Origin of the sequence: Spiroplasma chrysopicola DF-1 (genome assembly GCF_000400935.1) — a bacterium.
Taxonomy (GTDB): domain Bacteria; phylum Bacillota_I; class Bacilli_A; order Mycoplasmatales; family Mycoplasmataceae; genus Spiroplasma; species Spiroplasma chrysopicola.
This window is the reverse complement of the sequence record NC_021280.1, coordinates 554,885-571,896: the sequence shown is the minus strand read 5'-3', so window position 1 is coordinate 571,896 and position 17,012 is coordinate 554,885. Positions and strand designations below refer to the sequence as shown.

Genomic DNA, 17,012 nt, shown 5'->3' with positions numbered 1-17,012 from the left:
CTTGGGAAGAGGGTGAATTTTATCAATAAGTTAATTAAAAATTCATTACAGTATATTTCAAAGAAACTATTAAACTATTTATCAATCTTTTTTTTGTTAATTTTATCAGTTGGGGTTTTTGCTGGGATGTTTAATTATAATACTCAGTTAGATGTCTTATATACAAACGCAGTCCAAAATTCAATTCGTTATGATACACATGTCAATTTAAATAAAATGGATTTAAATAGTCGTAGCTACAATGATTTAGCAAGTGATTGAATTGGTTTTTCTAACTTTGATGAAAAAACAATGATTTCAGATTGAATAGAGTTTATTGATAAAACAAATAATAATAACCAAGTTTGTTTTGACTCCGAAAAAGGAATTGCTGACCAATTATGAACTTTTATTAGTCAACATAACCTAACTTTTAAACCTGATAAATCATTATCACAGTTTGTTGATGAATTCAAGGGAGTAAATTGCAATTATTTAATTTATAGTTTAAAAAATATTTTAGCAACTAGTTTAGATTCTCAAACAAAAAAATCATTAAATTGAGAAATGATGGTTGATAATAGTGCGGATTTAACAATCAATGAGACAACATATCATCTAATTAACGCTTTTCATCATAGCATAAATCAATTGTGAAGTAATGATAACTTGAACCGAGTTGATATTAGTAATAGTAATAAAACAGCTATTAGTATTAGTGATGGCGAAGTTTTTGTTAATAGTTATTTTATGAGTAAAACTGGCTTAAGCAATAATGCTTTAATTGATTTAGGGGTGAAAGAAGATCAAGCAAATCAATTTAAAATTGTCGGTAATGGTTATCGTTATAGTGATTTAATGCTAGAAGCGTTTCGAACAATTAATGGTAATTATAATGGCTCATCTTCTACTAATTTTGCGCTGGTTTATATGACCGACAATGACTTTAAAAATATTTTTGAATATAATCCGGCATTAATAAATAATTATCAAGCTTATATTCGTTTTGGTAATAATGATAATTTTAATAATAGTTTTAAAGAGCTAAATACTTTAATAACTAGCTATTTTTCAACAACTTGAAATCAAACAATTGCTAAATATGATGATTTTGGTGAACCCGGACAGCAAGAAATTTTAATCATGATTGATTATATTATTTTTGCGGTAGTTTGTTTTGCCGCAAGCTTGGTTATTTTAACGATTATGTACTTTTTTATTAAGCGTGATATTGCTGCTCAACAACAAACACTAGGGATTTTAAAATCTCTTGGTTATAGCACTTGGCAATTAGCTTTTAGTATTATTATTCCAATTGTTTTAACAATTATTTTAGGTTCAATTTTAGGTTATATTTTTGCCTTTGGGTTTGCCAGTTATTTTATTATTTTATACAAACCATTTGCCTTATTACCATTTAGTGTTTTTTATAACAATTGAATTATTTTTGGGGTTTTTATTGTTGCTATACCGTTAATTTTTATAATGATTTTAATGTTAATTACCATTAATTTATTAAATAAAAATCCGTTAACGTTAATTAATAATCAAAAACAATTTAATAGTCTTAAAATTGGAAAAAAATTTAGAACAATTCGTAAAAAACCATTATTTTACTTACCATTTGGCGTCAAAATTGCGACTTCTTTTGCCCAAAAATCAATTACGAAATGGATTACAACCTTATTAACTTTCTTATTTGGAACCTTAGTTTTATTTTTTGAGTTTAATGCAATTGATTTGTTTAACAAATATGTTGCTAGTGTTCGAACACCATATACCGAAAAAACAACTCAAGTAATTGATATTCCTTTTCAATTTTCATATCAACTAGCAAATGATAAATTAGAAATAAATCCTGATCCAAGTAGTTTTAATTATAATTGAATTCCATCTTCAGAAATCTTCCCAGCAACATTGGTAGAGGATAATTTTGATTGTTCATGAGAATGAGCAAATACATATATGCCAATTAGTTTTACTGATCAAAACGACCAAGAGGGTAAGAGTAGACCATTGGCGGAAATAATTAAAATTATTTCTCAACCAATGATGAATAAGTGTCTTAATGGGGATTATTTAAAACAAGTAATTAACAGTAAGGCTTTTGATGGGTTATTAAAAATAATTGAACAAGCAACAACACCAGAGATGTTTGCCAAAATTAAGTCTTATTTACAAAATGCCAAATTACAGTCATCAATCCCAAATTTAAGTTTTGGAAAATTTATTTATGATTCTAATGATGAGTTACCATTATTATCAACCCCAATTGAACCATTACAATTAGAAGATAATAGTAAAATTCGCCAAGCTACTGTTATTGGGTTAGATCAAGAAACTAACTTTGCCGATTATTATAATTTTGCTGACAATACTAGTTATGTCAATGATATTTTTAAGTTATTACCCAATTCAACGGCAATTCCAATCGTTGTTTCTAAAAAAATATGATATAGTAATGAATTACCCCTTGATAGGGCATTTGAATGAAAAGTTAAAACTTCACCAAAAGATTATCAAACAACGTTATTACAAGTTGTTGGCTATACAAATAATGATACTACAACCAATAATATTTATATGGATAGTAAAATTCTTCGGCAATTATTAGGAATTGACCGTATTCCTGATCAACCTGATAAAAGTACTTTTGGTCACAATCGGTTGATTTCCCAACGGACAGAAGGTTTTCAACCAGAGCATTATTTAACAATTTATTCAAAAAATGGTTTGAAACCAGAAAATTATATTTACTTTACCCCAATAGCAAATAAGGTCCAAAATGATTCGGTAATATATGCAACGGCAATTTTAAACAATGCAAATAGTTTAATGCCCCTTGATTTATTACAAACTTCATTGGAAAATGTCTTTAAAAATGCCACCTTGTTAATTCAAATTACAGCCTTCTTTACCTTTATTATTATAGCCTTTATTTTGATTGTCTTAATTAATATTGTAGTTGAGGAAAATAAAGGAATTATGGCAACATTAAAAGGAATGGGTTATAGCAATTTTAAAATTATGAATTATGTTTTATCATGATATTTAATTGCATTTGCGATTGGGCTAGGACTGCCGTTCTTAATTTCGTTCTATGCTTGGCAATTACTAACGAGTTTTATCTTTTCCTTGACGGGATTATTATTTGAATTAGTCTTTTCATGACAAAGTATTGTGATTGTTATTCTAGCCTTATTTATTCTTACGAGTGCAATTACTATGATTGTTTTAATTCGTCTACGCCGCGAACGGTTAGTTGATTTAACAAAATAAGATTAATTAATTCGTTATCTTTTTTCAAAAATATCAAGTATAATTAATTAGTTATGATAATTGAGGAGAAAAAAATGGAACATAAAAAAATTATTAATATTGCCGTGATTGCCCATGTTGATGCTGGAAAATCAACATTAGTTGATGCTTTATTACAACAAAGTGGAGTTTTTCATGAGAATGCTCAAATTGTTGACTTGATAATGGATAGCGATGCCTTAGAAAAAGAACGGGGAATTACAATTTATGCAAAAAACTGTGCAATTAACTATCGTAATTATAAAATCAATATTGTTGATACCCCTGGCCATGCTGATTTTTCATCAGAAATTGAGCGAATTATTAAAACAGTTGATACAGTAATCTTATTAGTTGATTCAAGTGAAGGGCCAATGCCACAAACGCGTTTTGTACTGCAAAAATCGTTAGAATTAGGGTTACGTCCAATTTTATTAATTAATAAAATTGATAAAAAAGATCAAAGGGCAGCTGAAGTTGTTAATGAAGCGTTAGAATTATTTATGAATTTAGGAGCAACTGACGAACAATTAGACTTCCCAGTTTTATATGGAATTGCTAAACAAGGAATTGTGCAAAAAGAATTAACCGATCAAGGAGAAAACTTAATTCCGTTATTTGAAACAATTATTAATCATGTTACGCCGTATCCTGATTTAACTAGTGAACCGTTAAGAATGCAAGTTAGTTCCTTAGCTTTTGATGAATATATCGGTCGGTTAGGAATTGGGCGCTTATTTGCTGGCACAATTAGTGATGGTCAAGAAGTGGCAATTGTTAAAAATGATGGACAATTAGCAAAAGGGAAAATTACTGGCGTGTTTATTTATGAAGGATTAAAACGAATTAAAAAAGAAACAGCTGTTGCTGGTGATATTGTTATTATTGCTGGAATTAGTGATATTTCGATTGGGGATACAATTTGTGATAAAAATAATGTTGTCGCAATGGAACCAATTACAATTGAAGAACCAACATTAGCAATGAACTTTTTAGTTAATAAATCACCATTTGCTGGAAAAGAAGGAAAGTTTGTTACAACACGTAATATTAAAGAACGTTTAGAAAAAGAATTAGAAGTTAACGTGGGATTACGTGTCCAACCTTTAAGTGAATCAAGTGTTGATGGTTTCCGTGTTTCAGGACGAGGGGAATTACATTTATCGATTTTATTAGAAAATCTTCGTCGAGAAGGTTTTGAACTAGCTGTTTCAAAACCAGAGGTTCTTCTTCGCCGTGATGATAGTAATGTTTTATTAGAACCAATGGAAGAAGTGATTATTACTGTTCCCGATGAATATTCAGGAACAGTAATTGGAAAATTAAATTTACGTAAAGGAACAATGTTAAATATGGATATGGTTGGAACCCATACTAAAATTACATATAGTATTCCAACCCGTGGATTAATTGGGTATCAACGTGAATTTATTAATGCGACCCATGGCGAAGGAATCTTAGTTCGTAAGTTTAGTGGTTATGAACAATATAAAGGCGAAATCCCTAGTCGTGGTAATGGGGTATTAATTGCGAATGAATTCGGGATAACTGCTGCATATGCTTTAGGGGCATTAGAAGAACGGGGAAGTTTATTTGTTAACCCAGGAACAAAAGTCTATGAAGGAATGATTGTTGGAATTCATAGTCGTAGTAATGATTTAGTAGTTAATCCATGTAAAAATAAAAAGTTAACTAACACTAGATCAGCTGGAAATGATGATGCAATTCGTTTATCACCACCAATCATTATGAATTTAGAAGAATCATTAGAATTTATTGAAAATGACGAACTAGTTGAAATTACGCCATTAAGTATTCGTTTACGTAAGAAATGATTAAATGCTAGTGAACGAAAACAATATGAAAAACAAGAGCAAACACCAGTTGAATAAAAAAAATAAAACTTAGGATAATCCTAAGTTTTATTTTTTTGAAACAATTTCTGGTTCTTTGTTATTTGTTTGATTTGCGACTTTTTTTGGTTTCTTGTCCCCACGGCTAATTTCCCCGCTGGCTAAAGATGATTTTTTCTTGAAATCAAATGTTGGTTCTGTTCCTTTTAATAAACGGGCAATATTTTGATGGTGGCGAGCAATTGATAAAATTGCTCCTAAAACAATAACAATATTAATTAATGCTAAACTATCATAGTAGTTATTATAATTATTAGCAAGGTGGTGAAATTGGTTAAATCAAATAATTTTTGAATCAGCTAATAAGCTTCCATCAAAATTAATAACATTAATACCACTAATTTGTGGTATCCAGCATAAACAAGCTACTAAAAATACTGCTAGAATTGACGAAACCGAAACCCGTTTTCAAATAAAAATTGTAATTCATCAAGTTCCTGCGGCAATTAAGAACAAATAAGGGTTTGCCATTAATAATAATCCCCCAAATGAAGCAACTGTTTTGCCTCCTTTAAAACGGTAATAAATTGGATAACAATGTCCAATTAAAACAAAGAAAGCAGGAATATAATAACTAGTTGCCTCAAAATTAACATCATTAATATTAATGCAACTAATTCCAAAGACAATAAACATTGTCACAATTACTTTTCCCATGTCTAAGAAAGTTACTGCTAATCCTCATTTTTTTCCTAAAACGCGGGTTGTATTTGTTGCCCCCGCATTTTTTGAATAATAATCTCGGACATCAACTTTATACATTAATTTACTAATTAAAATTGATCAACTAAAAGAACCAATTAAATAAGCGATAATTGACCCAATAATTGTGCCAATAATACCAAAAATATCCATTTTCTTCACCTCTATTTTTAAATCTTCTTAAGTATACTATAATAATAAATTAATTTAAAATATTTGTAAATATTACAGTTATAATATAATATTATTAAAGAAAAAGATAAAAAAGGAAGTTCTATAGATGAGTGAGCAAACAAAAAAAACAAATTATGATGAATCTTCAATTCAGATTTTAGAAGGTTTAGCTGCTGTTCGTAAGCGCCCAGGGATGTATATTGGTTCAACTGATATTCGTGGCTTACATCATTTAGTTTGAGAAATCGTTGATAACTCAATTGATGAAGCCTTAGCTGGTTTTTGTAATGAAATTAATGTCATAATTCATAAGGATAATTCAATTACTGTTCAAGATAATGGGCGGGGAGTCCCAATTGGTAAACATAGTTCGGGAAAATCAACCCCAGAAGTAATTTTTTCGATTTTACATGCTGGTGGTAAATTTGGCGGTGATGGTTATAAAACTGCTGGAGGCTTACATGGGGTAGGTTCTTCAGTTGTTAATGCGTTATCAGTTAACTTTAATGTTGTGATTTATCGTGATAAAAAAATTAGTGAAATTAAATTTGAACATGGGGGAAAACTAAGCCAAAAATTAACAACAGTTGGAACAACAACGAAAACAGGAACAAAAGTTCATTTTGTTCCCGATCCAGAGATTTTTAAAGTAATTGATTTTTCTTTTTCAACAATTTCTGAACGAATTCGTGAATCAGCCTTTTTAAATAGTGGGTTAAAAATAACATTACACGATGAACGTACCCAAAAAGATGTTGAATATCTTTTCAATAACGGTTTAGAAGAATTTATTACCTTTATGAATGAAGGTAAAAAAACAATTACGCCAATTATGTTATTAAAAGGTAATGAAAAAAATATTGATGTTGAAATTGCAATTCAATATTCAACAGAATTTAATGAAAACCTCTTGAGTTTTGCCAATAATGTTAAAACAAGTGAAGGTGGTTCACATGTCGTTGGATTCCGTAGTGGTTTAACAAGGGTAATTAATGACTATGCCCGTAAAGAAGAAGGGTTATTAAAAGAAAAAGATAAAAACTTAGATTCAACTGATACGCGAGAAGGTTTAACAGCAATTATTTCAGTCAAAGTCCCAGAAAATTTAATTCAATATGAAGGACAAACAAAGGGAAAATTAGGAACTGTTGATGCCAAAAGTGCAGTTGAAAGCATTGTTACTAGTCAATTTAGTTTTTGAATGACCGAAAATAAAACTAGTGCTTATGGAATTATTGAAAAAGCCTTATTGGCTCGTAATGCTCGTGAAGAAGCCCGTAAGGCGCGTGAAGCTGCTCGTGGTAATAAGAAAAAAAATTCGGAGCGTTTATTGACAGGAAAATTAACACCAGCCCAAAGTAAAAATAAATTAGATAATGAATTATTTTTAGTTGAAGGGGATTCAGCTGGGGGTAGTGCGAAATTAGGACGAGACCGAAAATTCCAAGCAATTTTACCATTACGAGGAAAAGTTATTAATGCCGAAAAATCAAAACTAGAAGATTTATTAAAAAATGAAGAAATTAATGTGATGATTAATGCCATTGGAGCAGGGGTTGGAACTGAATTTGACCTTGATGATGCCAATTATGGTAAGATCATTATTATGACCGATGCTGATACGGATGGGGCTCATATTCAAACACTATTATTAACATTCTTTTATCGTTATATGAAAGATTTAATTGAAAACAATCGTGTTTATATTGCTTTACCACCATTATTTAAAATTTTTAATACTAAAACAAAGCAAATTGATTATGCTTGAGATGAGAACGAATTAAAAGCAAAACTAAAAACAATTAAAGATAAATTTGAATTACAACGTTATAAAGGATTAGGAGAAATGAATGCCGAGCAATTATGAGAAACAACAATGGACCCAACCACACGCCAATTAATTGCCGTAACAATTGATGATGCTTTATTAGCTGATAAAAAAGTTGTAACCTTGATGGGTGATGACGCCAAAAAACGAAAAGAATGAATTGATGAAAATGTTAAATTTACTTTAGAAGATGATTTTCCAACAATTATTCAACAGTAAAAGAAAAGAAAGGAGACCACCATTGTGAGTGATAATGTTAAACCAGAAAATTTAATTTATACTTTAAATGATATTATGGAAGACCGCTTTGGTCGTTATGCCAAATACATTATTCAAGATCGAGCTTTGCCTGATGTTCGTGATGGTTTAAAACCGGTTCAACGTCGGATTCTTTTTGCGATGAATGAATTAAATTTAACTTTTAATTCTAGCTATAAAAAATCAGCGCGGATTGTTGGGGAAGTAATTGGGAAGTATCACCCGCATGGCGATACTTCTGTTTATGATGCTATGGTTCGTTTATCACAAGATTGAAAAGTGCGTTATCCATTAATTGATATGCATGGGAACAATGGTTCAATTGATGGGGACCCAGCAGCAGCGATGCGTTATACTGAGACAAGATTAAGTGAAGTTGCTAGTTATTTATTACAAGATTTAGAAAAAGCAACCGTTGCTTTTATCCCAAACTTTGATGATTCTGAACAAGAGCCAGTTGTTTTACCAGCGTTATTCCCAAACCTATTAATTAATGGGGCGACAGGAATTGCGGCAGGATATGCGACAAATATCCCTCCACATAATTTACCAGAAATTATTGATGCAACAATTTTCTATTTATCAAAACCAACTTGTCGTTTATCAGAGTTATTAAAATTTATTAAGGGTCCTGATTTTCCAACCGGGGGAATTGTCCAAGGAAAACAAGGAATCATTGATGCTTATCAAACGGGAAAAGGAAAAATTATCATTCGTAGTAAAATTACAAATGAAAATAATAATTTAGTTATTACCGAAATCCCTTATGAAGTTGTTAAACAAGACTTGGTTAAGAAAATTGATGATATTAAATATAATGAACCAGGATTAAATATTAAAGAAGTTCGGGATGAAACAGATCGAACAGGATTACGAATTGTTATTGAATTAAGTAAACAAGCAAATTATGAAACAGTGCGAAAATATTTATTAAAAAATACTAATTTACAAGTTTCATATAATTTTAATATTGTTGGAATTGCTAATAAGCAACCAAAATTACTAGGATTAAAAGAAATCCTTGGTTACTATGTTGCTCACCAACAAGAGATTGTTACAAACCGTTCAAAATTTGAACTAGCAAAAGCAAATAAACGATTAGAAATTGTTGATGGTTTAATTAAAACAGTTAGCATTTTAGACGAAGTAATTGCTGTCATTCGTCATTCTAAAGATCGCCAAGATGCCATTAAAAATTTAGTGGCAAAGTTTTCATTTACACAATTACAAGCTGAAGCAATTGTTCAGTTACGTTTATACCGTTTAACATCAACAGATATTTTACAATTACAAGCTGAACAAAAAGAATTAAAAAATTTAATTAAAGAATTAGAAGCAATTTTAAGTGATATTAATAAATTAAATAGTGTTATTGTTGATCAATTAACATTAATCAAAACAAAGTTTAATACTCTTCGTCGCACTTTAATTGAAGAAGAGATTGAAACAATTGAAATTGAAAAAACCGAAACAATTATTGAAAAAGATTTAAATATTTGAGTATCATATGATGGTTATATTAAAGCATTAGAGAATAATCAACTAGCACGTTTAGCAAATGAAGATTTTAAACGTAAGCCAAATGATATTTGAATTGCTGATTTGCAAGCTAATACATTAGACAAATTATTATTAATAACTTCAAAAGGAAATTATGTTATTATTCCGATTTATAAAATTAAGGTTTCAAAAATTAAAGATATTGGTGAACATGTTAATACAATTTCAGAATTACCTGGAGAAGAAAAAATTATTGGCTGTTACTTATTAAATGACTTTAATAAACCTGATATTTATATTATGTTAGCCACAAAAAATGGGATGATTAAAAAAACAGCCGTTATTGATTTTATGGCAACGCGAATTAGTAAAGCAATTCGTGCCATTAACTTAAAAGGTGATGATGAAGTTGTTAACACCCAATTAGTGACAAAACAACCATATATTATTATTGCAACAGCAAATGGCTTTGCTGTTAAATATAAAGCTAGTGAAATCCCGACTTTAGGGTTACGAACAGGTGGGGTTAAGGCGATTAATTTAAAAGATGATATTGTCGTTAATGCTGGATATTGTAAAGATGACTCAATTTTCTTGTTGACCGATCAGGGAACTGCAAAACGATTAGCAACAACTGAATTAGCGTTATCAGCTCGACCAATCAAAGGGACTCGTCTTTTTAAACAAAATAAAAAATATCCCGAATTAGTTAAATGATTATTTATTGCAAAAAATAAAGATACATTAAATGTTCTAAATGCTAATGATGAAATTAATGTTTTTAAAGTTGATAAATTGCCTGTTTCAGGGTTAGCGTTACCAGCTGGTGAATTTGAGCTAAAAAACATTATCAATGCAGTAATTCCAACATTTTATGATTTAAAACAAATCCCCTCGGTTGTTAGTCCGACTGTAAATCATAGTGAGCCAAAGCATCCTAGCCAAGTTAGGGTTAAAAAAGCGATTGTAGCAAATCAAAAGCAAAGTAAATCATCAATAACACCAGGAAAAAGTCCAATTGCAACGCCAAATAAAGTAGTAAGCGAAAAAGAAGCAATCAAAGAGCAATCACCTGTTAGTAAAAATGATGATGAAGTTGACCTTAACCCGCAACAAAAGATAATGATAGATTTAAACGATTCTGTTAAAAAAGACGATAAAATAACTAGTAATAATGTTTCACCAATACCAGTAGTTGAAAAAGAAAAACCAGAAGTAAAAATTAAAGATTCGGTTGTCACAGTTAATCATATTGATAGTCATGATGATATTATTGTAAAAAAACAAACTGGCACAACGACAGTTGAAAAATTATTAGCTAAAAAAGAAGAAAAAAAACAGCAGCTAAAATCTGCGAAAACTATTTCACCAACACCTGAAGTTGTTAAAGAATCAGAAATAAAAGAGGATAACAAAGATGTTAGTTCAACTGAATTTAAGTTAAAATCATTTGGAAAAGTAACAACAACGGTTGGGAAATTATTAGCTAAAAAAGAAGAAGAAAAACAGCAGCTAAAATCTGCGAAAACTATTTCACCAACACCTGAAACTGTTAAAGAACCAGAAATAAAAGAGGATAACAAAGATGTTAGTTCAACTAAATTTAAGTTAAAATCATTTGGAAAAGTAACAACGACAGTTGAAAAGTTAGTTACTAAAAAGACAATAAACTCTAAATCACCAGGACCGGAAAAATTAATTAAAGTTGATTTTACCAATAAAAAACCAACTAGCAAAAAAGTTGATAAAACGCAATTTAAAAATGATTTGGCAATTGGTGAAACAAAAGAATTGCAAATTACCCTTGATGATTTATTAAAAGAGAAAAAATAGCTAAATTTTGGTTATAATTACTTTATTAAGGAAGGTGTCAAAATGCAACAAGAAAATAAGTATTTAGTCAAAGCAACAAATATTTCAAAAATTTATAATCATCAACCTGTTTTATCAGATATTAATTTAGAGGTAAAAAAAGGTGATCGAATTGGAATTGTTGGTCCTAATGGGAGTGGGAAAACCACTTTATGTGAAATTTTAGCACAGTTACGTCGTCCTTCCAGCGGTCAAGCATTAAAAGAATATGGGGTTCGCATTGGAATGCAGTTGCAAGAGTCAAAATATCCAAAAGGGACAACGGCTTATGATATTTTAAATCTCTATTTAAAAACTTATAAACTATATTTAGAACCAGAAATAATTTTAAATTATTTAACAACTCTAAATGTTAAAGAATTGATGAATAAAGACATTTCAAAATTATCTGGTGGGCAACAACAACGGATTAATATTTTATTAGCGTTAATTATTAACCCTGATTTAATTATTCTTGATGAATTAGCAACTGGATTAGACTTGGAAAGTAAAGAACGAATTTACGAACTTCTATCGCAATTTCTTGGCAATCAAGAAAAAGGTTTAATTATTATTTCCCATAATATGGATGAAATTCAAAATTTTTGTGACACCTTAATTTTTATGATGAATGGTGTTATTCAAAAAATTAGTAATGTCCAAGAAATTGTTCGCGAATTTGGGACAGTTGAAAAATTTGTGAAAGAAAAATTTAAAGAATATCAAATTCAACCAACTAATATTAGTAATAATAATTTAAATCAGGAGGTGTCAAATGATAAATGAGCCAAACAGTGAAAAAAATACGTTGATAAAAACAAAAAATAGTTTATTAGTTAGTGAAAATATTAATATTTTAGCGTTATATCGTTTTTTTATTAACTATTTAAAACGTCAGAAAGTTGTTGCGATTTTTACTTTAATTATCATTCCTTTAGCAATTCTTTTTCAAAGTTTTTTTAATGGAATAAGAGGATTTTATGATTTAAAATTAGGGATTACCTTTATTGCGATTGGTAGCGCCATTTCAATTTATGTTATTGTTGGATTTTTATTAGATTTAAAAATGTCAGTGATTTATAAACGAATAGGTCTATTAGGAATCAAACCATTTGGTTTCATTTTAATATCATTATTTTATTGTTTAACACTTGTTATTATTACTGATCTGTTAGTTTTAATTACAAGCCTTATTATTACCGCTAGTTTAAAATTAAATTTTGCCAGTGTTTTTTCAATAATTACTTTATTAGGTTTTCTTTTATCAATTTTCTCAACGATTTTTGTTACTTGTTTAATTTTGATTTTTGTTGTTTTAGTTCATTCACGTTCGATGCAAACTTTAATTTCAACAATTTTTAGTTTAATTTTTGTTGGGGGAGCCTTTATAATGGTTGTTTTTATTCCAATGGCTTTTGCCAGTAGTTACGCGACAGTTATTACGAGTCCATTAGGATTAGGAATTTATTTTAGTATTATTGGGGGATTAATATTATTATCAGCGCTTAGCATATGAATTAATTTACGAATTTTTAAATGAGATAATTAAGAGGTCTATTGACCTCTTTTTAATTTTTAAATTAGTGCTAAAATTATCTTAACAAAGGAGATGGCAATTATGATAACATTAAAACTTTATGTTCCCGAATTAAATTGTAGTAGTTGTGCTAATGCAATTGAAAAAAAATTACAAAAAATTTCTGCAATTAAATTACTAATAGGGATTGCAACAAAAACAATTACCATTACTTTTAATCCCAGTGAAATTAGTAAGGATGAGATTTTGGCAAAAATGAAAAAAACCGGATTTGATTATGATGAATTATCATCAGAAATGGCCTAAGTTAAACTAATGGTTGGCCAAAAAAAACACAAATGATCAAAACGCCAAATTAGAAATACCTATGAATTAGTTCTGGCAATTTGTTGTAATTTACCATTATTATTAGCAATGATTCCAGGACTAAGCATTTTACATAATCAATGACTACAATTAGGGTTAACATCAGTAATCTTATTTTACTGTGGACGCAATTATTATCTTAACATGTATCGAGAAATTTTTAAGTGACACTCAATTGGAATGAATACCTTAATTGGCTTAGGAACCTTAATTGCTTACGGTTATAGTATTTATATTATTGCTAGTGCTAGTTCTTATATGCTGTTATTTGAAGTTGCTGGAACGATTATCACAATGATGTTAATTGGAAATTTAATTAATACTAGCGTGCAACAAAAAGTAACAGCCGGAATTAAAGATGTTGTTTCCTTGCAAGCACAAAGCGCAAATCTTGTTGATAAAGACAATAATATTATAATAGTTAATACGCGTCTTGTTAAGATTGATGACTTATTAGTAGTTAGAAAAGGAGAGAAAGTACCAGTTGATGGGGCTATCACCTCGGGAGTTGGTTATCTTAATGAAGCAATGTTAACGGGGGAAAGCGCAATTATGACCAAAAAAGTTGGTGATCATGTTATTGGGGGAACAATTAACATGGGGGAACCTTTTTATTTCAAAGCTCAGAAAGTTGGTTCAGAAACGGTCTTAGCTAATATTTTACAAAAAGTTGATGAAATCCAAAGTCAAAAACCAAGAATGCAACGGATTGCTGATCGTATTGCGAAATGATTTACCCCCTTTATTTTATTAATAGCTCTTACTACTTTTTTAGCCCAGTATTATTATTTTAATTCAACAAATTTACCAAAGGCAATTAACATTGCTATTACAGTGATTGTTATTAGCTGTCCATGTGCCTTAGGCTTGGCAACACCCTTAGCAGTAGCTGTTGGTTTTGGTAAAGCTATTAAAGAGGGCATTATTTTTAATAATACTAGTGCTTTTGAAAAAATTAATAAAATTGATGCAATTGCGTTTGATAAAACAGGGACAATTACAACGGGTGTCTTAACAGTTGAAAAAATTATTGGGGCGACAGAAAATTATCGTTTTATTTATCAATTAGAAAAACTATCAGCCCATCCAATTGCCAAAAGCATTATCGCCTTTTTTGACCAAAAGAGTTTTCCTGATATTAAGTTTACAAATTTCACTGAGCAACCTGGAAGGGGTTTAACAGGAGAATATCAAAATAATCATTATCAATTACTGTCATACTCAGATGCTGTTGCAATGAAATATACTAATGTTATTAAAAACGAGGTAGCCTTATTAACGCAACCTAACGCAACGTTAGTTGCGTTAACAATTAACAAAACAATCACTAATGTAATTGTTTTAACCGATCAAATTCGTAGTGATGCCCAATCAACAATCACTAAATTTAAAAAACAAGGAATTGAATTACATATGATTAGTGGTGATAATCTAGCAAGTGTTAAAATAACAGCTGATATTTTAGGTATTCCAAATTATCATGGCCAAGTAGACCCAATGTTAAAAGCCCAAATAGTTAAAACAATTCAAGGAAATGGCAAAGTGACTGCTTATGTTGGGGATGGGATTAACGACTTAGTAGCGTTACAACAAGCAGATTTTGCAATTGCAATGGGAGAAGAAAATGCTGGTGCTGTTAATGGTAGTGACATCACGATAATTCGACCAAGTATTTTCAATATTTACAAAGCTTTTGTTGTAACAAAATTAACAAGAAAGATTATTTGAACAAACTTTTTTTGGGCTTTTAGTTATAATTTAATTACGATTCCCTTAGCAATGGTTGGAATTATTCCTCCAATTTTGGGAGCTGTTGTGATGGGCTTTAGTCAATTAGTAGTATTATTAAATTCATTAGTATTTAATCAAATCAAGTTAAAATTTAAGTAGAATTAACAATTTTCCAAAAATCTGATAAATATCAGATTTTTTATATATTATTTTGATAAATATGATATATTTAAATAGATATTATTACAATATCATTTGTAGCAAAAAAAACGGTTAGATATCAAATAATTATTTTAATATTTTTTAGGGCTTATATTAACATAACAAAGTAATGGGTTTGAAATTTTTATTTTTACAATAGTTTGTGAGGAAGAAAATGTTTTATTACAAATCCTTGTATCAACGACTTAGAAGCTATTATTTATGAATAATATTAATCATTAGTATCGCAATATTAGCAGTTGTAATTCCTGTTATTTTTAATTCTGCCTGAAATGACTATAGCATTAATTCAAATGTTACTGAATATGAAAAAGTGATTTTATTAAAAATAATCTTTGCAAATTATATTATTCCAATTGTTATTTTTGCACTTTTAACCTTGTATATCGCTGTAGAAGTAAGAACATCATTTAGTTCAAAACGACTTAATTATCATGAACGGCAGGATTTAACAAATCGTTGAGGAAGAAGTAAAAATACGATTATTACTTTTTTAATTCAACAAACTTCAATTATTATTTATATCATTTTTTCAATTTTGATAGTATTGGCAATAGATATTGGCTTAATTAATACTGATAATAAAGATATTATTGTAAAATTATTTTTTCAATTAATGGGATTCAAGATTTTATATGACTTATTTTTATATCCAATTTTATTTAGATAGATATATCTTTAATTATAACAATACTAATAAAACTTATGATTAATCTAACAAAGAGACTATCAATAAAATTGTTGATGAAATATTTACAATTATAAAACAATAAAAAAAGGAGAAATATGACAATGAAAAAATTATTAACTATTTTAGGGGTAATTGGGTTAACAGCAACAACTACTACTACAGTAGTTGCTTGTGGCACACCTAATCAAGCACCTGTTAAAAAACAACAGTTTGACAATGATACTATTAATAATTTATTAAGTGATATGAAATATGAAATTAAAGATGGTTTTACCCATTTAGTAAGTGAAAAAGCAGATTTGGATATACAAATTAATGAAACTGACCAATTTATGTTTATAGATAATTTATTACATAACTATATGAATGGATCACACTTTTATGATGGATGAGTTGATGTTATGTCAGCAATTGCATTATCATGACAGAAATTACCTTCAGAAAATGACTTAATTAACAACACAAAATGAGAATTTGAAAATCAGAAATGAGACTATACTAATTTTTATTATATATTAAGAGATTCTATTGAAATTCCATCACTTGACGGGATGTTACCTAAAATTTCTATTTCATGAATTATTGGGGTTGATGATGAAGCTGGATATTATTCAAACTTAGCTAATTTAGGATTACAAACTTATTTTGGGCATGAATTTAACCATGCAAAAGCCGAAAAAGCTTATAAAATTCCTAAAAATGTTATTTTAAATCGTGAGTGATTTGATACAAAAATTATTTCCTGAATTGTAGAAAACTTCAATCGTAATAACCAAGACCCAGAAACATTCACAGAATTCTTAAAAAATTATTATACAAAATTTCAAGTAAAAAAATGAGACCCATCAAACTCAGCAGCCCAATTTGCTTCATTAGGAGTTTCTGTTAAATATGAAGGTTTACAAAATGATGAATTATATACTTCAATAAGTCTATGATTAATTCAAGAAGATAATTAAAAAT

General features: G+C 29.2%; 11 protein-coding genes. 10 read left to right on the top strand and 1 reads right to left on the bottom strand.

All coding sequences use genetic code 4. The annotated features are described in order from the left end of the window. The first annotated feature begins 12 nt into the window (after positions 1 to 12). Entirely contained in the window at positions 13 to 3,258 is a 3,246-nt protein-coding gene (locus SCHRY_RS02610; protein ID WP_016338916.1) for an ABC transporter permease, read from the top strand. Between the two features lie 74 nt (positions 3,259 to 3,332). After that, positions 3,333 to 5,168: a translational GTPase TypA gene (gene typA, locus SCHRY_RS02605; RefSeq protein ID WP_016338915.1), complete on the top strand. Its 1,836-nt coding sequence runs from the start codon at positions 3,333 to 3,335 to the stop codon at positions 5,166 to 5,168. A gap of 30 nt (positions 5,169 to 5,198) precedes the next feature. On the opposite strand, the gene plsY is transcribed toward typA, so the two are convergent. Continuing rightward, positions 5,199 to 6,044: a glycerol-3-phosphate 1-O-acyltransferase PlsY gene (gene plsY, locus SCHRY_RS02600; protein WP_016338914.1), complete on the bottom strand. Its 846-nt coding sequence runs from the start codon at positions 6,042 to 6,044 to the stop codon at positions 5,199 to 5,201. Between the two features lie 127 nt (positions 6,045 to 6,171). Between plsY and parE the strand changes: the two genes are divergently transcribed. The 8 genes from parE to SCHRY_RS02560 all read left to right on the top strand — a co-directional run bounded on the left by parE (position 6,172) and on the right by SCHRY_RS02560 (position 17,008). Then, the gene (gene parE / locus SCHRY_RS02595; RefSeq protein WP_016338913.1) at positions 6,172 to 8,112 is read left to right on the top strand and encodes a DNA topoisomerase IV subunit B; all 1,941 of its coding nucleotides are present in this window, start codon (positions 6,172 to 6,174) and stop codon (positions 8,110 to 8,112) included. Positions 8,113 to 8,136: 24 nt separating this feature from the next. Beyond that, positions 8,137 to 11,484 carry a DNA topoisomerase IV subunit A gene (gene parC / locus SCHRY_RS02590; RefSeq protein ID WP_016338912.1) on the top strand — a complete coding sequence of 1,116 codons (3,348 nt, stop codon included), beginning with the start codon at positions 8,137 to 8,139 and terminating at the stop codon, positions 11,482 to 11,484. 42 nt (positions 11,485 to 11,526) lie between these two features. Next, positions 11,527 to 12,330 carry an ATP-binding cassette domain-containing protein gene (locus SCHRY_RS02585; RefSeq protein ID WP_016338911.1) on the top strand — a complete coding sequence of 268 codons (804 nt, stop codon included), beginning with the start codon at positions 11,527 to 11,529 and terminating at the stop codon, positions 12,328 to 12,330. Continuing rightward, positions 12,278 to 13,051 carry a hypothetical protein gene (locus tag SCHRY_RS02580; RefSeq protein WP_016338910.1) on the top strand — a complete coding sequence of 258 codons (774 nt, stop codon included), beginning with the start codon at positions 12,278 to 12,280 and terminating at the stop codon, positions 13,049 to 13,051. The genes SCHRY_RS02585 and SCHRY_RS02580 overlap by 53 nt, the downstream gene beginning before the upstream one ends. Before the next feature lie 69 nt (positions 13,052 to 13,120). Then, entirely contained in the window at positions 13,121 to 13,345 is a 225-nt protein-coding gene (locus SCHRY_RS02575) for a heavy-metal-associated domain-containing protein (protein ID WP_016338909.1), read from the top strand. Positions 13,346 to 13,354: 9 nt separating this feature from the next. Beyond that, positions 13,355 to 15,295, top strand: a complete 1,941-nt coding sequence (locus SCHRY_RS02570) for a heavy metal translocating P-type ATPase (RefSeq protein WP_016338908.1) — start codon at positions 13,355 to 13,357, stop codon at positions 15,293 to 15,295. Positions 15,296 to 15,512: 217 nt separating this feature from the next. Continuing rightward, positions 15,513 to 16,028 carry a hypothetical protein gene (locus tag SCHRY_RS02565; protein ID WP_016338907.1) on the top strand — a complete coding sequence of 172 codons (516 nt, stop codon included), beginning with the start codon at positions 15,513 to 15,515 and terminating at the stop codon, positions 16,026 to 16,028. Between the two features lie 122 nt (positions 16,029 to 16,150). After that, positions 16,151 to 17,008, top strand: a complete 858-nt coding sequence (locus SCHRY_RS02560) for a lipoprotein (RefSeq protein ID WP_016338906.1) — start codon at positions 16,151 to 16,153, stop codon at positions 17,006 to 17,008. Positions 17,009 to 17,012 lie beyond the last annotated feature (4 nt).